A 21,326-nucleotide genomic window follows, 5' to 3' on the forward strand; every position below is an offset into this window, starting at 1 on the left:
AGTCAGTAAAACATGCGCGGATTGATGCGAGCCCCGCCCGTCATCCCCACCTTCCTCACCCGGCAAGGCCGGCGCGATCCATGAGGCTTCCCCGCGGGCCTCCCGGCGGGGAGAAGGGGCGAACCCGCCGTGCGAGTCTTGCCAGCCCCCGGTAGCTGGATGGTCTCGGGCTGCGGTCAGGGCCTGCTCCGGATGGGCGGCGGCCCCGCCAGCCACACCCCGGCACCCGAATCATCCACTACCGTTGCTTCCTTCCGGACCTGGCGGGATTTGCGGACTATCGTCGCGGGGGGACCGACGGGGCCACCATAAGACGTCGCACGAGGTTTGGTCGTGACTGACTAGAAACTGGCGGAGAGGGCGGGATTCGAACCCGCGATACGGGGATAAGCCGTATACACACTTTCCAGGCGTGCTCCTTCAACCACTCGGACACCTCTCCGCACGCAACCTTCCCACCGACCCGAACAGCGGCAGGTGAAGACGCGGAAGGATACCGGGCACCACGGCCACTGACAAGGGACGGCGATGCTCAACCGGCATCCGCACGCGGTGGTGTCGGCATCCGCAAGGCGATGCGCTGCCCCGTCGCGGCGACCCGGTAGCCGCGCGCCGACAGCGCCGCGCCATCGGCCGCGCTGCCGTAGTGATAAAGCAGCAGGCGGCGGCGCAACACAGCGTCGTATTCGCGCTCAATATCGTCGATACCGGTATGCGAAGGGTTCCCATGCAAGCCGCAGTCGTGCGCGACCAACTCTCCGTTGCCCGCGTATCGCTCCAGGACTTCCGGGATCGGCCGCGTATCCCCGGTGTAGGCAAAGCTGCCCGCAAGCGCCAGGCCGAACGAGGTGTCGGGACGGTGGTGGCGCGTGGCGAACACGTCGAACCACAGACCGTCCAGCCAGAAGCCGCGCGTGCACGGCACGAGGCGGAATGCCTCCCAGTAGTTCACGCCACCTTCGGCGAGCACGCCGGGGTAGTCGGCTACGCGCGCCTGCAGCCACGGCACCAGGGCAGCGTGGCAGAACACGCGGATGGTGCCGCGCAGCGCCTCGTCGAACCACACGCGGGTGAACAGGCGCTCCATGCCGCCGATGTGATCCATGTGCGTGTGCGTGATGTACAGCGCTCGAGGCAGACTGCCGTAGGCGGCGCGGTAGCGATCGAGCGTGTCCGGCCCGCAGTCGATCAGCAGCAGTGGCTCGCCGTCGCGTTCCAGCACGACCGCCGACGAGCCCAGCTCCACCGCATGCGCGGCGCCCGTGCCAAGAAAATGAAGATGCCAGTTCATGCTCCGAACGTCGCCTCATAGGCTTCGGTGAGGGGTGTCCACACGGTCGCGCGAAACGCCGATTCGCCCTGCGCGGCTGCGCCGAGTTTGACCAGCGAGCGATGCAGCCGTGCAAGGTTGGCAAGTCGCCAATCTTGCGCCGGATCGCGCATGCGGCCACGATCGAAGTCGATCAGGTGCAGCACCGCAGGCGTCACCAGTACGTTATGCGCGTTGAGATCCGCATGCCAGATGCCTGCGCGATGGAAGCGCGCCACCAACGCACCGACTTCGCGCGCCAACTCCGCATCGAGGCTGCCGGAAGCAAGGCATTCGGCCAAGGTCTGCGCCCCCGCGATGCGGCGGGTGATGAGGTCGGCGCGATAAAACAAACCGTGCCGGCGATAGCGCGCAGCCACGGGAGCCGGTCCCGGCAACCCCAAGTGCGCGATCCTGGCCAATAGACGGAATTCGGCAAAGCAACGCGTGGCATCCGCGCCGCGCCACAGGTAGCGATCCCCCATCAGCTTTGCCACCATGCCGCCGCGACGGTAATGTCGCAGCACGCATTCGCCGGCCGGCGTGGCGATGATCTGCACACCGCCGCGCCCGCCCGCCTGCGAGCGCAACGCGCCGCGTTCGCGCCAGCGTTCCGGCTCGAACCAGTCGTTGTCGACTTGTGGCGATGCCGCGGCGTCGAACAGAATCGCGCCTTCGGCGTCTTCGCGCAGTTGCTCTTGCATCGGTGCTGGCGCGTCTTCGTTAACCCTCGGCGATTCTACATGTCCGCTCCCTCCTCGCTTTGCCTGCTGCGTACCTCGGCCATCGGCGACGTCACCCATGTCGTGCCGCTGGTACGCACGCTGCAGGCGGCGTGGCCACAAACTCGGCTGACATGGATCGTGGGCAAGCTGGAGCGCAGGCTGGTCGGCGAGCTGCCCGGCGTGGACTTCGTCACCTTCGACAAGGCCGCGGGCTGGGCCGGCATGCGCGAAGTGCGCGCGGCGCTGCGCGGCCAGCGTTTCGATGCCTTATTGCAGATGCAGGTGGCCTTGCGTTCCAACCTGTTGAGCTTGGGCATCAAGGCGGATCGACGCATCGGTTACGACGCTGCGCGCGCCAAGGACCTGCACGGCCTCGTCGTCAACGAACGCATCCCCGCACGCAGCGGCAAACACGTACTGGACGCCATCGGCAGCTTCTGCGAACCGCTGGGGCTGAAGCAGACCACGGTGCGCTGGGACCTTCCGATTCCCGACGAAGCACATGCCTGGGCCTCGGAACAACTGCCCGGCGACATGCCCACCCTGCTGGTCAGTCCCAGCTCCAGCCACGCGCTGCGCAACTGGCGGCCGGAGCGTTATGCGGCGGTGATGGAACATGCCACCGCCCGTGGCTGGCGCGTGGCGCTGGTGGGTGGGCCTTCGGCCAGCGAGCGCGCGATGGCAGACGCGGTGCTCGCCGCATGCACGCATGCACCACTCGACCTCACTGGCAAGGACACGTTGAAGAAATTGCTCGCGCTGCTTTCCCGCGCGCAGCTGCTGCTGACGCCGGACTCCGGCCCCATGCATATGGCCAACGCCGTCGGCACCAAGGTGCTGGGCCTGCACGCGGCAAGCAATCCGAACCGCTCCGGCCCCTACTCCGATCGCCGCTGGTGCGTGGACAAGTACGACCAGGCCGCGCGCAAATACCTCGGCAAGCCGGCCAGCGAACTGGCCTGGGGCACCAAGATCGAGCACTCCGGCGTGATGGACCTGATCGAGGTCGACGACGCGATCGAACGTTTCGATGCTGCCAGCACCCATCTCGGGATCGGCTGAAGCCGCAGGTTGCCTCTACAGCTCCCGCAGCTTGATATCGCGGAACTGCAGCCGGATCGGCGTCGTGCCCTTGTCCTCGGTGCCCTGCAGGGAAACATGTCCCTTGCGGAAGGTGCCGAAGTCCGGCCACGCCTTGAACTTGGTGGAGGCGACCAGCTTCTTCCACTCGTCCGTCCACAGCGAGGTGTCGAGCACCTTGTGGCCGTTCTGGAAGAACTGCAGGTGTCCGTGGTCGGCGACGATCTCGAAGCGATTCCACTGCGGCGCCTGGTTGACCCATTCCACCGGCGAGGAAATCAGGTCGAACAGATCGCCCGAGCGCTCGTTCAACACGCGACTGTCCGGCTTCGTGCAAGCCAGGTCGGCGATCTGCATCTCCGGTCCGGTCTCGTAGGTCTGCGCATATTTCGGCGACTCGTTCACGTAGAACATGACTCCGCTGTCGGCACACGGCGTCATCCGCCATTCCAGCTTCAGGTCGAAATCAGCGTATTCGCCATCGGTGACCAGGTCGGCGAAATCCTCGTCGCGACCGGTTCTTCCGCGTTGCAGTTCGATGCTGCCGTCGTGGACCGACCAGTCCTTCCCCGGCGTCTTCTGCAGGTAGGAATGCCAGCCATCGAGGTTGCGGCCGTTGAACAATAGTTTCCAGCCTTGCGCCTTCTCCTGCGGAGTAAGTGTATTGGGCGCCTGCGCATTGGCGATTCCGCATGCCAGGCAGGCCCACGCCATGAACAGCATGCGTTGTCTCGCGGACATGTCGTGGCCTCTTGTCGTCGGTTGCTTGCGTGGTCGTCGTGCGGTGTCGATCAGGAACCGGCGTGCCCGGCGGCGGGCGGGAAGGAAGGCGGTGCGACGCGCGGGTCGCTACCCCAGGCCTTGTCCGGTGTCGCCTGCAGCGAGAAGCGCAACTGGCCGCCATGCGTGGCGAAAGCCGCCGGCAACCAGGGCTGCGTGTACGGCTTGCCGTCGACCTGCAGGGTGTGCACGTAGGGGGTGTCGGCCGAAGCGCCTGGCGCATCGATCACCACGTCGCCGCCGCTGCGATGGACGACGGCGCGGTCGAACAACGGGCTGCCCACGACCAGGTCCGCGCTGCCGGGAATCTCGGGATACAGCCCCAGCGCCGACCACACGTACCAGGAGGACATCTCGCCCAGATCATCGTTGCCCGGGATGCCGTCGGGCGTGTTCTTCCACAGCGTGTTCACCACCGCGCGCACGGTCTCCTGGGTCTTGTATGGCTGGCCGGCGAAATCGTAGAGCCAGGGCGTCTCCACCGACGGCTCGTTGTTGAGTTCCGCATGCAGCGGCCCGGCGTTGGTGAAGGCCCAGTGCCCGTCGGCGTCGCGGAAGAAGCGGTCCAGCCGCGCCACGGCCTTGTCGGCGCCGCCCATCGCATCGAACAGGCCGTGCAGGTCGAACGGCACCATCCACACATACACCGCCGCGCTGCCTTCGACGAAGCCCTCATCGGTGGATGGCGTGAAGGCGGGCCAGCTGCCATCGGCATTGCGATTCTGGACGTAACCGCCATCAGGCGCGGCCTTCGGATTGAACAGGTTGCGCCAGTAGCCGGCGCGCGCACGGAAGCGTCGCTCCCCTTCCTTGTCGCCCACGTCGGCGGCGAGTTCGGACAGCGCGAAGTCCGCCGTCGCATCCTCCAGCGTCTCGGCGGCTCCGCCCCATGCGTGCGACTGGGTGGCGATGTAGTGCAGCTTAAGCCACTGGTCCAGCGAGGGCCGCTGGCCCACGCACTCCACGTTGCAGCCGTCATCCGATCCGTCGTGCGCGGTCGGCACGGTGGCGGCGCGGACCAGCGAAGCGTAGGCACCATGCAGGTCGAAGTCGCGCCCGCCGAAGGCGTAGATGTCCGCCAGCGCGGGCACCGCGGGGTCCCCGCTCATCACGTGGGTGCCGCCGCTGTTGTGCGTCCAGCGATCCCATTCGCCGTGGTTCTGTTGCGCCTGGTTGTAGAGCGACTGCGCGATGTCGCTGCCGACTTTCGGCATCAGCCAGGTCACCAGCTGCAGCTGCGAGCGGTACACGTCCCAGCCGGAGAAGTTGGCGTACTGCGCCTGCTGGTTGCCCTGCACGCGATGAATCTTCTGGTCGAAGCCGCGGTATTCGCCGTCCACGTCGCTGAACACGTTCGGATGCAACAAGCTGTGGTACAGCGCCGTGTAGAACACCGTGCGCTGGTCGGCGCTGTCCCCATGCACCTGGATGCTGGCCAGCGCCCTGTTCCAGGCATCGCGTGCGCGCCCCCGCACCTGCGCCAGCGTGGCACCTTGTGGAATCTCGGCATCGAGATTGGCGCGCGCATTCGCCAGGCTCACGTAGGAAATGCCCACGCGCATCCCGACCGGCCCCTTGGCTGGATCGAACGACACCCACACGCCCGAACCCTTGCCTGCGGCCGGGAAACCCTTGGCGTCATAGCCGGTGCCGCCCTGTTCGGTGTTCGCACCACCGCGCACCACCGCATCCCGCCAGGCACCGGTAGCGGTGAACGGCTGGTCGAAGCGCGCCACGAAATAAAGCGTGTAATAGCTGCGCTGGTCGGCCTTGGCCAGGTAGCCGCAGAAGTTGCCGCTGGTGACCGAACCGCTGACTGTCCGCTGTGCCGGATCGATCCGCGCTTCGGCCGCACTGCTGCCCACTTCCGAATCCGAGGTGCGGAACAACAGGTTCGCCGGCTTGCCCGTGGGAAAGGCGAAACTGGCCATGCCGCTGTGCATCGCCGCCGCCAGTTCCAGTTGCACGCCGTTGGCCAGTGCCAGCCGGTAGTCGCCCGGTGTCGCCCGCTCGTCGGCATGGCGGAAATCGACGGCATACCGCGAGTCGTCGGTGTCCATCGAAGGCGAGGCAGTGAGCGGCTCGGTGACCGGCAGCACGGGAATGTCGCCGCTCGCCCCCGCACAACCCGCACCCGACAGATGGGTGAGGCTGAAGCCTCGGATACGCTGCGCATCGAACTGGTAGCCGCTGGGCGAGGCCGTGCGTATGTGATGTCCGCGCGTGTTCTCCGGGCTCCACTGCAGCATGCCGAACGGCATGACGGCGCCAGGATAGGTATTGCCGCCGTTGCTGCTGCCGATCAATGGGTTGACTGCATCGGCCGGCTGCATATCTGCCGCCGTCGCGCATGCCGCCGCCAAAGAAAGCAGACCGCCCGACACGAACAGGCATGCGAGGGAGAAGAACTTGTGCCTGGTACCACTCGGATTCCGTTTGCACGTGGGCATGGACAGGTATCCCTTTGAGTGATTGTGATTTTGGATCGATCTAAATCGAAGGCAGGAATCTAGCCCAAGCCGCACCATGAATCGAGTTGCACAGCAACATCGCAGCTATACAGGCAAACGGAAGCACGGGGTCATGGATGCCGGGCACGTCACTACCAACCGCAGTCACAGGGCGCGCAAGCAGCATCAACCGTATGGCCAGATCTCCAAGAATCGTGCGGAAACTGGGCAAGAAAACATCAAGGCTATCGATTCGCCATTGGTCCGGCGAGAGGGAGCGCGAACCACGTCGCTTGAGCATGGACAAGCATCACGAACCCGCGCACAGCCGCCTCGGCAAGCCATGGCGAGCTGGGTGGGAGTATCAAAATCGAGAAGACGGGCGGGATGGATTTGGTCGGTGTCGATGACGCGTCCAGCGATGCGAGGCTGCTGCACTCGCCAAGGCCCGGTTTGAATGCCCCAATCCCCCCAGAGAGGGATTGGGGTAAAGGTGGGGCAAAACCTCTGCGCCACGCTCCACTTGCACCCGCCTGTTGACACCCCCTCCCGGAGAGAGGGCTTCCGTCATCAGACGGCGCGATAGTCCTGATAGGACTTTTCCTCGACCAACTGCGAGCCGAGCTTCACGTTGATCTCGCGCTTCACTGCAGCGCGCTCGTCGTTCCTGAAATACACCGAGCGCGCCAGCTCGATGAACTCGGCATCGAAAGCCTGCGCCTTTTCCTTGAGGCGGATATCGTCCTCGATCACCCACAGCGCTTCGTTCACCGCGAGCAGGCGCGCGCGTTCGTCACGGATATCGGCATTCGAGGCGGGGTGCGCGGCCCAGGTGGCGTTGAGCAGGTCGAGCTCGGTGCGCACATTGGCCAGCTTGGCGGGATCGCCGATGCGTTGCGACTTGATTTCGAGGATGGTGATCTTGTCGATCAGCTCGCCGTAGGACACCGGGGTCTGGATCAGGCTCATGGATAACTCCTAAGGTCAGGCCGCATGTGCGGGGTGGAAAGCACCCTGCCGCACGAGTTCGCAGATGCTGCGCACATCGCCGTCCAGCGCGCGGTCGCGGTGCAGGAAGGCTATGTTCTTGCGCAAAGTGGCGTGGGCACGCTGCACGTCGGTGCCAGCGTGGAAATCGCTGCTGCCGGCCAACGCCTCGGCCAGCTGGCGCGCCTCGGTGACGAACTGTTCGTGATGCGGCTGGCCTTCGCGCGGCGCATTGGACACCTTGGCCGCCAGTGCCTGCCAGCCGCCGCGCTGCGCGAGGCGGCGTGCCGCGTTGAGCATTTCCTGGCGGTAATCCAGCGCCTGCGCGGCGGTGTACAGCTCCAGCGCGATCACGTGACCGAGGTCTTCGATCATCTCCAGCACGTGGCGTGCCTCGTTGGCGCCCATCGAGACGTGGTCCTCGGCGTTCGCACTGGTCGGCACCGAATACACGCTGGCCGGATGCGCGCGGGTGGCGAGGTCGTTGACCAGGGCCGCGGCGGTGTACTGCACGATCATGAACCCGGAGTCGGTGCCGTCCTCGTTGCCGCTGAGGAAAGCCGGCAGGCCGTCGTTGGTGGCCGGGTCGACCAGCTTGTTGAGGCGGCGCTCGGAAATCGAAGCCAGCACCGGAATCGCCGCCTTCACGTAGCTCATCGCCAGCGCCAGCGGCATGCCGTGGAAGTGGCCTGCGGAGATCACCTGCTCCTCGATGAAACGCGCGCCTTCGGCATCGGGGAAGATCAGCGGATTGTCGGTAACCGCATTCAATTCGATGTCGAACACGCGGCAGGCCTGTGCCCACGCGTCGCGCACCGCGCCGTGCACTTGCGGCATGCAACGCAGGCAGTACGCGTCCTGCGGTTGGTGCTTCTTGCCGCCCTTGAACGGCAGGAAGCGCGCATAGAACGCCTCGCGGCCGTGGCGCTGGTTGGCCGGCACCCAGTCCCAGCCGATGTCGAAGCTGAGCGCCTGGTCGTCCGGCTCGCTCCACGCCTCGGTCGTCCACGGCTTGAAGCGCGGCACGAGATGATAGGGAATGTCGAGCAGGGTCGAGCCTTGCAGCAGCTCGCGCACATGCGCGGCCACCGCGACCTGCCCCGGGTGCGGACGCAGCTCGTGCACTTCGGGGCGCAGCGCACCGCTACGGCCGGCGAAGGCGTCCAGCGTCATCGCAGCGGCGAGGTCGGCGGCGTCGAGAAGGCGTTCCAGGTCGTGCAGCGCCAGCGTGCCGGTAGCCAGCATCTGCGCGGTGCCGTTGTTGAGCGCGAGGCCTTCCTTGAACGACAGGCGCACGGGCTGCAGCCCCGCGCGCTTCAGCGCCTCGCTACCTGACAGACGCTCGCCTTCGTAGAACGCTTCGCCACCGCCGAGCAGCACGATGGCCAGATGCGAGAGCGGCGCGAGGTCGCCGCTGGCGCCCACCGAACCCTTCTCCGGCACCACCGGCACCACGCCGGCATTGAGCATGGCAGCCAACGCTTCCAGCGTGCACACGCGGATGCCCGAATGTCCGCGCATCAGGGTGTTGATGCGGATGGCCAGCATCGCGCGCACCACGTCGGCGCCGAACGGCTTGCCCACGCATACGGCATGGGTGGTGATGAGGTTGTGCTGCAGCTCTTCCAGCAGCGTGCCTTCCGGCGTATGCGTGCGGCTGTTGGGCAGCTCGTCGCGTATGCGATGCGCACCCAGCAACTTGTCGGCATTGCTGCCGAAGCCGGTGGTGACGCCGTAGGTCGGCTCACCGCAGTTGACCTTGTCGGCAAGGAAATCCGCTGCGTGCTGCACTCGCTCCAACTGCTTCGCATCCAGCGCCACCTTGGCGCCATCACGAGCCACTGCCACCAGCTGCGCCCGCGTAAGACTGCTGCCGTCGAGAAGAATGGTTTTGCTCACAAATGCTCCAAAATATCCGTACGGCCAAGGAAATTCCGACTTTGCTCGCCGTTTCTGCGAAAGCAGGAATCCAGTGCACTCCCTGCAATGCGAAACGGTCTGCAGGCACTGGTTCCCAGCTTTTGCTGGGATGACAAGCAAAGAGCCGCTTCAGCCCATTGCCGCCGCCTGCTCCAGCTCCACCCGCAACGTCTTGACCAGCTCGGCACGCGCAACCTCGAACTGGTCGCCTCGGCGCAGGTCCTTCACGGTGACCACACCCTTGGCGAGCTCGTCCTCGCCCAGCACCACGGCGAAGCGGATGCCGGCGCGGTCGGCGTATTTGAATTGCTTGCCAAGCTTGCCTGCTTCCAGCACCGCCTCGGTGGCGATGCCGGCGGCACGCAGCTCGCCGGCCAGCGCGAGATAAGCTGGCAGCTGCGCCTCGTCCATCTGCGTGACCAGCACGTCCACCGTGCTCTGCGCCGTGCCGACGAGGCCGGCCTCGCGCAATTGCCAATACAGGCGGCTGAGGCCGATGGAGATGCCCACGCCCGGCAGGTGTGACTTGGTGTACTGGGCGGCAAGATTTTCGTAACGGCCGCCGGAACAGATCGAACCGATCTGCGGATGCTCGTTGAGCGTGGTCTCGTAGACGATGCCCGTGTAGTAGTCGAGGCCGCGCGCGATCGACAGGTTCAGCGCGTAATGCGTTTCCGGCACGCCGAGCGCATGGATCAGGCCGAGCACTTCCTTCAGCTCGGCGCGCCCCTGTTCCAGCGCTTCCGGACCGGCACCCAGCGCGTCGAGCTTGTCGAAGGCATCCTGCAGCGATGTGGAACGCACCTGCACGAAGGCCAGGATTTTCTCCACCGCCGCGGCCGCCAGGCCGAAGCCTTCGCCGGTGAGCGTGTCGCGCACGTAATCGGCCCCGCGCTTGTCCAGCTTGTCCACCTCGCGCAGCACCAGCATCTGCTGCTCCGCATCGGCCACACCCAGGCTCTCGAAATAGCCGCGCATCAGCTTGCGGTTGTTGAGCTGGATGGTGAACGGGCCGATGGCGAGCTCGCGGAACACGCTGTAGATCACTGCCGGCAACTCGGCGTCGTAACGGATCGACAGGCTGTCCTTGCCGATCACGTCGATGTCGCACTGGTAGAACTCGCGGAAGCGGCCGCGCTGGGCGCGCTCGCCGCGGTACACGCGCTGCATCTGGTAGCGGCGGAACGGGAAGTTCAGATCGCGCTCGTGCTCGGCCACGTAGCGCGCCAGCGGCACGGTGAGGTCGAAGCGCAGCGCGAGATCGGGTTTCTCGCCCTGCTCCAGCGCGCCGGTCGACTGCACGAAATACACCTGCCGCTCGGTCTCGCCGCCGGTCTTGGTCAGCAGCACGTCGGCGTATTCGATCGCCGGCGTTTCCACCGGCAGAAAGCCGAAGCGCTCGTAGTTGCGGCGGATGGTGTCGAGCATGCGCTGGAACGCGATCTGGTCGAGCGGCAGCAGCTCGAGCACGCCAGGCATGGTGCGGGCCGGGGTAAGCGCCATGGAAACCTCTGTGACGGGGATGGAATCGCCGCACGGCGATAGCCGCCAAGATTAACAGATGGCCCCCCGGCCTCCGCAGCCGGCGAAGACCTGTTGCCAAGGCCTGCCGCCGTCATTAAGATACGCGGCTCCCACGGGGTGTAGCTCAGCCTGGTAGAGCGCTACGTTCGGGACGTAGAAGTCGCAGGTTCAAATCCTGTCTCCCCGACCAAGTTCGAACTCCCGAGTCCCTCGGTCTCGAGAACGGAAAAGCCGCCCTCCAAGGCGGCTTTCTTGTTTCCGGCATCCCTTGCGCAAACCGTGCGGCCTGCACAAGGGATCGACGTCAGGATTTCGAACCTGTCGCGTCCGGCATTTGCCCGAAACGCAGCATCACCAATTGGCCGCCAGGGCTGCAGGCGGCTTCTGCTCCCACCTGTCCTTTGTCGAACTTCATCGGGACAAGCACGATGACGTCGCCTTGCATCAACTGGCCCTTGTCTGCGTTGCCGATCGACTTGGGATTGCCGTACTGCTTGGTCAGCGACCCCCAAGCCTGCTGCAGCTTGTCTGTTGAAGGTTTCTGCTGCGGAGCGAACGCCTGCGTCGCTCCATCGAAGTCGCCTTTGTCCATAGCCGTGATTGCCTTGTTCGCAACGCCACCGCAACTTGCCATCTGCGCCGCCGAAACCTGCAAGGGTGCCTGCTGCGAAGGCTGCTCCTGCTGTGCAGGCTGTGATTGCTGCTGTGGTTGCGGGGCTTGCGGCGCGGGAGCCCTCTGCTGAGCGGATGCGCTACCGAAAACCAGCAGCATGGCCGGGAAAATGAAATGCGTGGCCTGTTTCATGTCGTCTCCTCCTCGGGGGGAATGGGAGCGCGACGGCAAACCTGTCAGCAGGGGAATCACATCACGCCGAAGCGCCGAAGGATGCTGACGACGAAGTAGCCAAGGCCGTCGCGAAGAGAGCGCCGTCGATGCAGCGCGTCCCCATCCTCGTGAGCAGGGATGGCTCTGTCAAACCAGCGCGACGCTGGCGTTCAGCAACGTGAGCATTCAGTGTCCGCGAATCTGGGGTTCCGATCCGTGGTGGCGAGTGTCGTCAACCGATCCAACTCGGCCTCGACAAAACCGGCTTCCAATCGCGCCGGACGGTTGAACGGGCCACGCAAACTGACGCCGAGATAGTCGCGCAGCAAGTCGAAAAAGGTGTCGAAAGGATCGATGCCGTCCCGTTCGCAGCACCAGCGGTACCAACGCGTGCCGGCGGCGACATGGGCCACCTCTTCGCGCAGGATCACTTCCAATACGGCAATGGTGCGTTCGTCGCCTGCATGGCGCAGGCGTTCGATCATGCCGGGCGTCACGTCCAGTCCGCGCGCCTCCAGCACGCGCGGCACCAGGGCCATGCGTGCGGTGTCGGAGTGCGCGGTTTTCTCGGCCATTTCCCACAGACCGTTGTGCGCATCGAAGTCGCCGTAGGCATGGCCCAACTCCGCCAGCCGCGTAGAAAGCAACGCGAAGTGGCGGGCTTCGTCGTGAGCGCAACTGGCCCAGTCGCGGTAATAGGCATCAGGCATGCCGCGGAAGCGATGGACGGCGTCCCACGCGAGATTGATTGCGTTGAACTCGATGTGCGCCACCGCATGCACTAGCGCGGCGCGGCCTTCGGCACTGCCAAGGCCGCGCTGCGGCACCTGACGAGCGCTGACCAATTGCGGCTTGGCGGGGCGACCGGGGGCGCCGATGGGGGCTGCCGCGGATGCCGGATCGCCGGGCCGCAAATCGCCGATCTGCAGGGCTTGCCAGGTTTCATGGGTGAGGCGCAATTTCTCGGCCGGATCGCTGGCGTCGAGGCAACGCTTGGCGGCTTGGTGCAGATCGTTCATGGCGCGCAGTGTAGCGACCACTGGGTGCCAGGCCGAATTGCCGCCGTCATGCGCGGCATGCATAGTCAGCCGCGGATCCTCGCAAGGAATGGACCATGACCGGGCTCGGCGCGATCGAAATCAAGACCTTTGTTCCCGCACGCGACTATGAGCTGTCGCGGCGCTTCTACGCCGATCTCGGCTTCACGGAAAAATCGGAGTTCGAAGGCGTCGCCTACTTCGCGCTCGGCGGGTGCAGCTTCCTGCTGCAGCATTTCTACCAGCAGATGCACGCCGACAATTTCATGATGCATTTGCTGGTGGACGATGCGGACGCCTGGCACCAACGACTGACCGAGCAGGACATCGTGGGCAGATACGCCACGCACGGCGTACGCATGAATGCACCCGGTGATCGCCCATGGGGCATGCGCGACTTCCACCTCATCGACCCCACCGGCGTGTTGTGGCACATCGGCCACAACACGCGCTGAGCAGTCACGCGCTGCGGCGCGCAGCCTTGGCGTCGTCCGAGCGCAGCATCTCGATCTGCTCGAGATAGTGGCGGTCGAGGCCGGTGATGTATTCGCCGTTGAAGCAGGATGAGTCGAAATGCTTCAGCGATTCGTTGCCATCCTGCACCGCCCACACCAGGTCCTTGAGATCCTGGTAGATCAGCCAGTCGGCGCCCAGCATCTGCTGAACTTCGGTTTCGGTCTTGCCGGCCGCAACCAGCTCGGTGGCCGAAGGCATGTCGATCCCGTACACATTGGGGTAGCGCACCGGCGGCGCGGCAGAGGCGAAGAACACGTTCTTCGCGCCGGCGTCGCGCGCCATCTGGATGATCTGTTTCGACGTGGTGCCGCGCACGATGGAGTCGTCCACCAGCAGCACGTTCTTCTTGCGGAACTCCAGTTCCACCGGATTGAGCTTGCGGCGCACGGATTTCACGCGGTCGCCCTGCCCCGGCATGATGAAGGTGCGGCCCACGTAGCGGTTCTTGACGAAACCCTCGCGGAACGGCACGCCCAGCGCCTCGGCCAGCGCGCTGGCGGCAGTGCGCGCGGTGTCGGGAATCGGGATCACCGCGTCGATGCCATGGTCGGGACGCTCGCGCAGGATCTTCTCGGCCAGCTTCTGGCCCATGCGCAGACGCGCCTTGTACACCGACACGTTCTCGATCATCGAGTCGGGACGCGCGAGGTACACGTATTCGAAGATGCATGGCGCATGTGTCGCGCTCTCCGCGCAGTGGCGCGAATGCAGTTGGCCGTCGTCGGTGATGAACACCGCCTCGCCGGGCGCCACGTCGCGCAGGCGCTTGAAGCCCAGCACGTCCAGCGCCACCGACTCGGACGCCACCGCATATTCACGGCCTTCCGCCGTAATGCGCTCGCCCAGCACCAGCGGACGGATGCCGTTGGGGTCGCGGAACGCCAGCAGGCCGTAGCCAAGCACCAGCGCAATGCAGGCATAACCGCCTCGCGCACGCGCGTGCACACCGGCCACGGCCTTGAAGATGTGGTCGGGCGTCAACGCCATCCGCTCCTGGATCTGCAGCTCGTGCGCGAGCACATTGAGCAGCACTTCGGAATCCGAGTCGGTGTTGATGTGGCGGCGGTCTCCTTCGAACATCTCCTTGCGCAGCGCCTCGGTGTTCACCAGGTTGCCGTTGTGCGCGAAGGCGATGCCGTAGGGCGAGTTGACGTAGAACGGCTGCGCCTCCTCGGCGCCCTCCGAACCCGCGGTGGGATAACGGCAATGGCCGATGCCGATGCGTCCGCGCAGGCGGGCCATCGATGCCTGGTTGAACACATCGCGTACCAGGCCGTTGCCCTTGTGCAGGCGCAGGCGTGCGCCGTCCACGGTGGCGATGCCGGCGGCGTCCTGGCCGCGGTGCTGCAGCACCGTGAGGCCGTCGTAAAGCGCCGATGCCACTTCGGTGGTACCGACGATGCCGATGATTCCGCACATGATGGAGACCTGCTAAAGGTGATTCGAAGGAGAAACGGTGGCGGCCGGCGCGGGCGCCGCACCTGGCGTGGATATGGTGGCTGGCAGCTGGCTGCGCAATGCCTCGGGCAAGGCCGAAGGATCCAGGTGGCCGCGCAAGGCGTTCGACCACGCAGGCGAATTCAACTGTCCGCGCAAGGTACTCGACACCGATGCGGGATTCAGATGGTCGCGCAACGAATTTGTCGCCGCCGTTGCATTGAGGTGTTGGCGCACACTGGGCGGTACCTGCTGGCCCAGCCAGATGGTGGCGCTCTGGAACGGCGGCAGCAGCATCGACTGCCGCCACATCGGCTCGCGGGTGAAGCCGGTGAGCTGGCAGAGGAATACCAGTACGCACACGATCAGCGCACCGCGCACGAATCCGAAAACCATGCCGAGCAGGCGATCGGTGCCCGACAGGCCCGTGCTCACCAGCAAACGCTGCACGAAGAAGCGCAGGAACGCCCCCAGCACCAGCACCAGCACGAAGCACAACGCGTAGCCGGCTACCTCCCGCAACATGGGCATGGTGATCATCCCAAGGTGCGCGGACACCATCGGCCCGAACAGCCACGCCACCCAGAACGCGGCGATCCAGATCGCCAACGCCAGCACCTCGGAGACGAGGCCGCGGAACAGGCCGATCAGCACCGACACGCCCAGCACGCCAAGGATGGTGAAGTCGATCCAGTTCATGGGCAACTCAGGCTAGTCCGCGGTTCATGGAACGCGAACCACGTTGCCGCCGACGCTCAGCTTCGCCTGGATCTGGTCGCGCACGCGCTCGGCGTCGGCGCGCTGCGTCTGCGGTCCGGCGCGCACGCGCCACAGCTGCTTGCCGTTCACGCTGACGGTATCCACGTAACCGTCGAAACCAGCGGCACGCAGCTTGTCGCGCAGTGCATTGGCGTCGGCCTGGCTGCCCATCGCAGCCAGTTGCACGGCATAGCCGCCGGCGCGCGGCGCGGCGGCGGCAGTTGTCGGGCTTGCGGCGACCACCGCGGTGCGCGGCGCATTGGCGGCCATCGTCGTCGCCACCGGCGTCGACGCAATATTGGAGTCGGCGTGACCCAGGCCTTCCACCAACCTCGCCGGCACGCTGGGGATCGCCTGGGTGATCTTCAGGCGCGCCGCCTCGGCACTGGTACGCGAATCGAACGGGCCAGCGGTCACCAGGGTGAGCTGTTTGCCCGCCTGCGTGATGATGCGGGTGAGCACGGGGTAACCGAAGCCGCGCACGCGGCGCACCAGGCGATCCACGCTGTCCGCATTGGCGTAGGCGCTGAGGTTGAGCACGTAAATCGAACGGTCCGCCGCTGCAGACGGCGCCGGCGGCGTGGCTGCCGGCGTGGCCGCAACCGGCGCAGCGACCGGGCTCTTGGTCGGCGACGAATCATGCGTCGCGGCGACCACCACGGCCGCCCCCGTCATCGCAGCACCCGCCGCGACCGCGCCCTTCGATATCCCCGAGGAACCGCCCTGCAGTGGAATCACCGGCTGCGATGGCGAAGCGCCGGAGCCCATCGTCGGCCCGTTCGGCTGCGCCTTGGGGGCGGCGGCATCGGTGCCCACGTCGGTGGGGCGATTCGAGGGAATGTCCACCGAGGCAAGCTGGCTGCTGCTTGCCGATGCCTGCGCCGTCGTGGCCGCGCTGGCTGCGTTGGCCACCGGAGCCGCCGTGCCGGAAGCCGCCGGCGCCCCTGGCGCGAGACTCATGGTGCGCGTCTGCAGGTTGCTGTCCTGCACGGGCGGAATCGTCAGGCTCACCGACTGATCGCCGGCCGGGGCCGACGACGGATTGCTGGAGAAAAACATCGGCACGAAGATGACAAGCAGGGCTACCAGTACGAAGGCCCCCAGCAGACGTGTTTTCAAGAGTTCGCTCCGAGGCGGCCGGCGCGGCCTGCGATCCGGCGATTATACCTGCCCTGCCCCGCGCACCGCCCGCCTTCACCCGCCGCGTTCAGCCATCGCCGCTGCGGCAACGAAGAACGAACCAAACGCGAGGATGCGTTCGCCCGGCTTCGCCATGGCGCGCGCCGCGGCCAAGGCGCCCGCCACGTCGGCGTGCCGGTCGAAATCCGACCCGGGCAAGATCTGCCGCAGGATGTCCGCCAGTGCATCCTCCGCCAGTCCACGCGAGGTCACGCCATCCAGCCCGGCGAGATGCCAGGTGGCGATGCGCGTCCCGAGCGCGGCGATCACGCCGGCCACGTCCTTGTCCGCCAATGCGCCGTACACCGCATGGGTGCGTGCTGGCGGCTGCGCATCCAGCCATGCCGCCAGCGCACGCGCGGCCTGCGGGTTGTGGCCCACGTCCACGACCAGCGGCGGATCACCGCCCAACACTTGCAAGCGTGCGGCCACCCGCGCATCCCGCAGGCCTCGGCAGACCGCGGCATAGGCGTCCTCCGCCGCCAGCAAGTCGCCCACCGCCCACAGTGCATGCAACGCGGCAATGGCCGCCGCCGCATTGGCGATCTGCACCGGTGCCGCAAGCGCAGGCAACGGCAATTCCATCGCGGTGCCGTCGCGATGCCGCCAGCGCCAGCCAGCCGCCCGCCGCTCCGCAGTGAAGTCCGCACCTGCGCGTTCGACGTCCGCGCCGCAGGATGCCAGTGCATCCAGCAGGCCTTGCGGCGGCTCAAGTTCGCCCACGATCACTGGCCGGCCAGCGCGTGCGATGCCGGCTTTCTCGCGGCCGATGCTGTCGCGATCCGGACCCAGCCAGTCCATGTGGTCGAGGTCCACCGTGGTGACCACAGCCACGTCGGCGTCGACGATGTTCACCGCGTCCAGCCGGCCGCCAAGGCCGACTTCGAGGATCGCCAGATCGAGCTTCGCGCGGGCGAAGAGATCCAGCGCCGCCAGCGTGCCGTATTCGAAATACGTGAGAGGAATGTCCCTGCGCGCGTTTTCGATGCGCTCGAAGCTGGCGACCAGCGTGGCATCGTCTACGTCATGTCCATCGATGCGTACGCGCTCGTTGTAGGCAATTAGATGTGGTGAGGTGAACGCGCCGGTGCGCAGGCCCGCAGCGTGCGCCATCGCCTCCAGCAACGCCACGGTGGAACCCTTGCCGTTGGTGCCGCCCACGATGATGACGTGGTGCGCCGGCGCGGGCGCGCCCATCCGTTGCCAGACGCTGCGTACGCGTTCCAGGCCCAGTTCGATGCTGCGCGGGTGGACGCGTTCCTGGTATGCCAGCCATTCGGCAAGGGTACGGGACATGCGCGGGGCTTCACGTGCTTCGGAAAAGCGCGCAGCTTAGAACCTGTCCGAAGCCTGCGCATAGCCCGCGCGCATGTGCTGCTCAGGCGAGCGTGTGGATGGCCGCATGCAGCGACCAGAGGAAACCGAACGCGATGGACAAGCTGGAAAGCAGCGCCAGCAGCACTGGCGCGTGGCGGCTCATGGCATGGCGAGCTGCGGCGAACGTATTCATTGGGATCTCCTTCGACCCGCGTTGGTGGTGAAGGAGATGCTCCGCCAATGGCCCGCTTCGCGGCAGGCGCTATCGTCAGCGATCGGAAGTGACAGCCGTCACGGCAGACCGCTCATAGCCGTGTGCCACGCAGACGCAGCGCATTGCCCACCACCGACACCGAGCTCAGGCTCATCGCCAGCGCGGCGATCATCGGCGAGAGCGTGATGCCGAACACCGGATACAGCAGGCCGGCCGCCAGCGGGACGCCGATACCGTTGTAGGCGAAAGCGAAGAACAGGTTCTGGCGGATATTGCGCACCGTAGCGCGCGACAGCGAGCGGGCACGCAGGATCGCAGCCAGATCGCCCTTCACGAGGGTGACTTGCGCACTCTCCATCGCCACGTCGCTGCCGTTGCCCATCGCGATGCCGACATCGGCAGCCGCCAGCGCGGGCGCGTCGTTGACGCCGTCGCCAGCCATCGCCACCTTGCGGCCTTGCGCACGCAAGGCGTTTACCGCTGCCGCCTTGTTGGCCGGCGAAACCTCGGCGTGCACCTCGCCAATATCCAGTTCCTGCGCCACCGCCTGCGCGGTGGTGGCGTTGTCGCCGGTGAGCATCACGACGCGTATGCCTGACGCCTTGAGGGCCCCCACGATCCGCCGCGCCTCGGGCTTGACGCGATCCGCCACCGCGAACAGCGCGACCAGCGAACCGTCCACGACGAGATGCATCACCGTGGCGCCCCTCACACGCAGCGCACCCGCGCACTGGCTTGCCCGCGGCTCGATCTCGACCCCGATTTCTCCAAGCAGCTTCGCATTGCCCAATGCCACGCTGGCGCCATCCACCGTGGCGACGACGCCGCGGCCGGCGAGCGCATGGAATTCGGCCGCATCCAGCGACGCCACGCCTTCGTTGTCTGCCGCGTCCACGATGGCATGTGCCAGCGGGTGCTCGCTGGGGCGCTCCAGTGCAGCGGCCAGCGCCAGCAGCCGTTCGCGCGGCTGGCCGTTCAGCGCCACCACTTCGGTGAGCGCGGGCCTGCCTTCGGTGAGCGTGCCGGTCTTGTCCAGCACCAGGGTATCGATGCCCCGCAGCGCCTCGATGGCACCGGCGTCCTTGAACAACACGCCGAGCTGCGCGCCGCGCCCGCTGGCCACCATGATAGAGATCGGCGTGGCCAAGCCCAGCGCACAGGGGCAGGCAATGATGAGCACCGACACCGCCGCGACCAGCGCATGCGCGAATGGCGGCGGTGGCCCGAGCATCATCCATGCAGCGAACGCCAGCGCGGCCACCGCCACCACCGCCGGCACGAACCATGCGGCCACCTTGTCGGCCATGCGCTGCAATGGCGCCTTGCTGCGCTGGGCCTGCGCGACGAGGCCGACGATCTGCGCCAGCAGGGTTTCGCTGCCGACCTTGTGTGCACAAATCAGCAGTGCGCCTTCGCGGTTCAAGGTGCCGCCGGCCAGCATGTCGCCCTTGCCCTTCGCCATCGGCATGGCTTCGCCGGTGAGCATCGACTCGTCCACGTGGCTGCCGCCCTCGATCACCTCGCCGTCCACCGGCACCTTCTCGCCGGGACGTACCCGCAGGATGTCACCCACGCGTACCTCGTCCAGCGGCACATCGGATTCGCTGCCGTCGGCGGCAACGCGCCGCGCCGTCTTCGGCGCCAGCCCAAGCAGCGCCTTGAGCACCGAGCCGGTACGACGGCGCGCGCGCAGTTCGAGGAAATCGCCCAACGTCACCAGGGTGACGATCACTGCCGCCGATTCGAAATACACGCCCATGCGACCGTGCGTGTCGCGCAAACCCGCCGGGAACAGACCCGGCGCGAGAAAGGCCACCGCACTGAACGCCCATGCCACGCCGGTGCCCAGCGCAATCAGCGTGTACATGTTGGGCGACCATGGCTTGAGCGAACGCCAGCCGCGCGCGAAGAACGGCGCGCCGCCCCACAGCACCACTACGCTGGAAAACAGCGCCTCGACCCAGCCGGCCGGCACAGGCAAGTGCCAACCGAACATGTGCGGCCCCATCGCCAGCAGGAATACCGGCAGGGTCAATGCAAAAAGCGTCCAGAAGCGCCGCGCCATGGTGCGCAGTTCGCCACCGTCGCCCTCGTCCAGCGCAGGCATCATCGGCTCCAGCGCCATGCCGCACCTGGGGCAATCGCCGGGGCCGATTTGCTGCACCTCGGGATGCATCGGACAGGTGTAGACGGCATCGGCTTGTACCGGCGACGAAGGTCTGCGCCCATCGAGGTAAGCCGAGGGATCGGCCACGAATTTCTCGCGGCAACGTGCGGCGCAGAAGTGGTAGTCGTGGCCGTCGTGCGTGGCATGGTGCGCCATGGTTTGCGGATCAACGGCCATGCCGCACACCGGGTCTTTCGCCAGCGCATGCCCTTGATCGTCGTCCCCGCGAAAGCCAGGATCCGGCGGCTTCGGTTCACTGGCCGCCGAGTCGCTGGATTCCCGCTTTCGCGGGAAGGACGGCATCGCCTCGGACGAGCAGCAGCCGCCCGCCACTCCCGTCCCGCCACCGGGATAACGCTCCGGCTCCGCCTCGAACTTCGCCTTGCATTCGGCGCAGCAGAAATGCACCTCGCTGCCCGCATGCACGCTGCGATGCTGCGAGGTCGCCGGATCGACCGTCATCCCGCACACCGGATCGCGCGCCGCGACGTTCGCGCTGCCTGACGACGCACAGCAATTGTCCTGGCCGCTCATGCGCGCGCCTCCTCGTCGCTCAACGCGCGCAGGATCGGGCACTCCTCCGGCCTGCCGTGACCGGGGCAGGAGGACACCAGTTGCGCCAGCCCGTCGCGCACGCGCTGCAGTTCCGCGATGCGTTGCTCGATGGCCATCAGCCGCTGCTCGGCGCGTTTCTTCACCGCCTTCACGCCGCGCTGGCGATCCGCCGACAGCGCCAGCAGGTCGCGGATTTCCTCCAGCGTGAAACCCATGTCCTTGGCGCGCCGAATGAAGCGCAACTGCGCTACGGCGCTTTCGCCGTAGCTGCGATAGCCGGAAGCTCGCCGCGACGGCTCGGGCAGCAGGCCTTCGCGTTCGTAGTAGCGGATGGTGTCGATGGCCACGCCGGCGCGCTTGGCGACGGCACCGATGGTGAGGGGTGTGGTTTGCGTGCTCATGAACCAAGTCTAGAGCTTTGATCTAGGTCCAGAGTCAAGCCGTGGATGGCAGAAACTTCAGCAGCCTGTGCGATCGCCGATAGCGGGGCGACACCCATCCGATGCCCAGCATCCAGCCGGACACCTCATGAGCCCATCGCGCA

17 protein-coding genes, 2 tRNA genes, 1 other RNA gene and 1 pseudogene are annotated in these 21,326 nt (G+C 66.3%); 3 read left to right on the forward strand and 18 right to left on the reverse strand.

The genetic code is table 11. The annotated features are described in order from the left end of the window. Window positions 1-203 precede the first annotated feature (203 nt). The 4 genes from ffs to ISP25_RS05895 all read right to left on the reverse strand — a co-directional run bounded on the left by ffs (window position 204) and on the right by ISP25_RS05895 (window position 2,013). An RNA gene (gene ffs / locus ISP25_RS05880) (signal recognition particle sRNA small type) lies at window positions 204-300 on the reverse strand. A 49-nt stretch (window positions 301-349) separates the two neighbouring features. Continuing rightward, window positions 350-442: transfer RNA gene (locus ISP25_RS05885), tRNA-Ser, on the reverse strand. 90 nt (window positions 443-532) lie between these two features. Further along, entirely contained in the window at window positions 533-1,291 is a 759-nt protein-coding gene (locus tag ISP25_RS05890) for an MBL fold metallo-hydrolase (protein ID WP_404612390.1), read from the reverse strand. Continuing rightward, complete coding sequence (locus tag ISP25_RS05895; protein ID WP_404612392.1) at window positions 1,288-2,013, reverse strand: 3-deoxy-D-manno-octulosonic acid kinase; 726 nt, start codon at window positions 2,011-2,013, stop codon at window positions 1,288-1,290. The genes ISP25_RS05890 and ISP25_RS05895 overlap by 4 nt, the downstream gene beginning before the upstream one ends. Before the next feature lie 39 nt (window positions 2,014-2,052). Here ISP25_RS05895 and ISP25_RS05900 point away from each other — a divergent pair, with 39 nt between their 5' ends. After that, window positions 2,053-3,096: a glycosyltransferase family 9 protein gene (locus tag ISP25_RS05900; RefSeq protein WP_404612394.1), complete on the forward strand. Its 1,044-nt coding sequence runs from the start codon at window positions 2,053-2,055 to the stop codon at window positions 3,094-3,096. 15 nt (window positions 3,097-3,111) lie between these two features. Here the strand turns inward: ISP25_RS05900 and ISP25_RS05905 are convergent, their stop codons facing one another. The 5 genes from ISP25_RS05905 to hisS form a co-directional block, all read right to left on the reverse strand. Next, on the reverse strand, window positions 3,112-3,855 hold the full coding sequence (locus tag ISP25_RS05905) for a 3-keto-disaccharide hydrolase (RefSeq protein WP_404612396.1): 744 nt from the start codon (window positions 3,853-3,855) through the stop codon (window positions 3,112-3,114). A 50-nt stretch (window positions 3,856-3,905) separates the two neighbouring features. Next, complete coding sequence (locus tag ISP25_RS05910; RefSeq protein ID WP_404612398.1) at window positions 3,906-6,344, reverse strand: GH92 family glycosyl hydrolase; 2,439 nt, start codon at window positions 6,342-6,344, stop codon at window positions 3,906-3,908. Window positions 6,345-6,914: 570 nt separating this feature from the next. Further along, on the reverse strand, window positions 6,915-7,313 hold the full coding sequence (locus ISP25_RS05915) for a DUF6165 family protein (RefSeq protein ID WP_404612400.1): 399 nt from the start codon (window positions 7,311-7,313) through the stop codon (window positions 6,915-6,917). Window positions 7,314-7,328: 15 nt separating this feature from the next. Then, a complete protein-coding gene (locus tag ISP25_RS05920; protein WP_404612402.1) occupies window positions 7,329-9,230 on the reverse strand; it encodes an HAL/PAL/TAL family ammonia-lyase in 1,902 nt (633 codons plus the stop codon). A 150-nt stretch (window positions 9,231-9,380) separates the two neighbouring features. Further along, window positions 9,381-10,754 (reverse strand): histidine--tRNA ligase, encoded by a 1,374-nt coding sequence (gene hisS, locus ISP25_RS05925; RefSeq protein WP_192155032.1) that lies wholly within the window; start codon window positions 10,752-10,754, stop codon window positions 9,381-9,383. Between the two features lie 134 nt (window positions 10,755-10,888). Here hisS and ISP25_RS05930 point away from each other — a divergent pair. Further along, window positions 10,889-10,965: transfer RNA gene (locus ISP25_RS05930), tRNA-Pro, on the forward strand. A 114-nt stretch (window positions 10,966-11,079) separates the two neighbouring features. On the opposite strand, the gene ISP25_RS05935 is transcribed toward ISP25_RS05930, so the two are convergent. Continuing rightward, entirely contained in the window at window positions 11,080-11,580 is a 501-nt protein-coding gene (locus ISP25_RS05935) for a hypothetical protein (protein WP_404612404.1), read from the reverse strand. Between the two features lie 191 nt (window positions 11,581-11,771). After that, window positions 11,772-12,620 carry a ferritin-like domain-containing protein gene (locus ISP25_RS05940; RefSeq protein WP_404612406.1) on the reverse strand — a complete coding sequence of 283 codons (849 nt, stop codon included), beginning with the start codon at window positions 12,618-12,620 and terminating at the stop codon, window positions 11,772-11,774. Between the two features lie 95 nt (window positions 12,621-12,715). On the opposite strand from ISP25_RS05940, the gene ISP25_RS05945 reads away from it, so the two are divergent. Continuing rightward, a complete protein-coding gene (locus ISP25_RS05945) occupies window positions 12,716-13,093 on the forward strand; it encodes a VOC family protein (protein WP_404612408.1) in 378 nt (125 codons plus the stop codon). Between the two features lie 4 nt (window positions 13,094-13,097). Here ISP25_RS05945 and purF read toward each other — a convergent pair whose 3' ends face one another. The 7 genes and pseudogenes from purF to ISP25_RS05980 all read right to left on the reverse strand — a co-directional run bounded on the left by purF (window position 13,098) and on the right by ISP25_RS05980 (window position 21,183). Then, on the reverse strand, window positions 13,098-14,573 hold the full coding sequence (purF, locus tag ISP25_RS05950; RefSeq protein ID WP_192155028.1) for an amidophosphoribosyltransferase: 1,476 nt from the start codon (window positions 14,571-14,573) through the stop codon (window positions 13,098-13,100). Window positions 14,574-14,585: 12 nt separating this feature from the next. Continuing rightward, window positions 14,586-15,290 carry a CvpA family protein gene (locus tag ISP25_RS05955; protein ID WP_404612410.1) on the reverse strand — a complete coding sequence of 235 codons (705 nt, stop codon included), beginning with the start codon at window positions 15,288-15,290 and terminating at the stop codon, window positions 14,586-14,588. Window positions 15,291-15,314: 24 nt separating this feature from the next. After that, entirely contained in the window at window positions 15,315-16,469 is a 1,155-nt protein-coding gene (locus ISP25_RS05960) for an SPOR domain-containing protein (protein WP_404612412.1), read from the reverse strand. A 75-nt stretch (window positions 16,470-16,544) separates the two neighbouring features. Continuing rightward, window positions 16,545-17,828, reverse strand: a pseudogene (gene folC, locus ISP25_RS05965) (bifunctional tetrahydrofolate synthase/dihydrofolate synthase); the annotation flags it as partial. 79 nt (window positions 17,829-17,907) lie between these two features. Next, a complete protein-coding gene (locus tag ISP25_RS05970; RefSeq protein ID WP_404612414.1) occupies window positions 17,908-18,039 on the reverse strand; it encodes a hypothetical protein in 132 nt (43 codons plus the stop codon). Between the two features lie 112 nt (window positions 18,040-18,151). Then, window positions 18,152-20,761, reverse strand: a complete 2,610-nt coding sequence (locus tag ISP25_RS05975; protein ID WP_404612416.1) for a heavy metal translocating P-type ATPase — start codon at window positions 20,759-20,761, stop codon at window positions 18,152-18,154. Further along, window positions 20,758-21,183, reverse strand: a complete 426-nt coding sequence (locus ISP25_RS05980; protein ID WP_404612418.1) for a heavy metal-responsive transcriptional regulator — start codon at window positions 21,181-21,183, stop codon at window positions 20,758-20,760. The genes ISP25_RS05975 and ISP25_RS05980 overlap by 4 nt, the downstream gene beginning before the upstream one ends. Between the last annotated feature and the right edge of the window lie 143 nt (window positions 21,184-21,326).

This window comes from Rhodanobacter hydrolyticus, assembly GCF_044904645.1.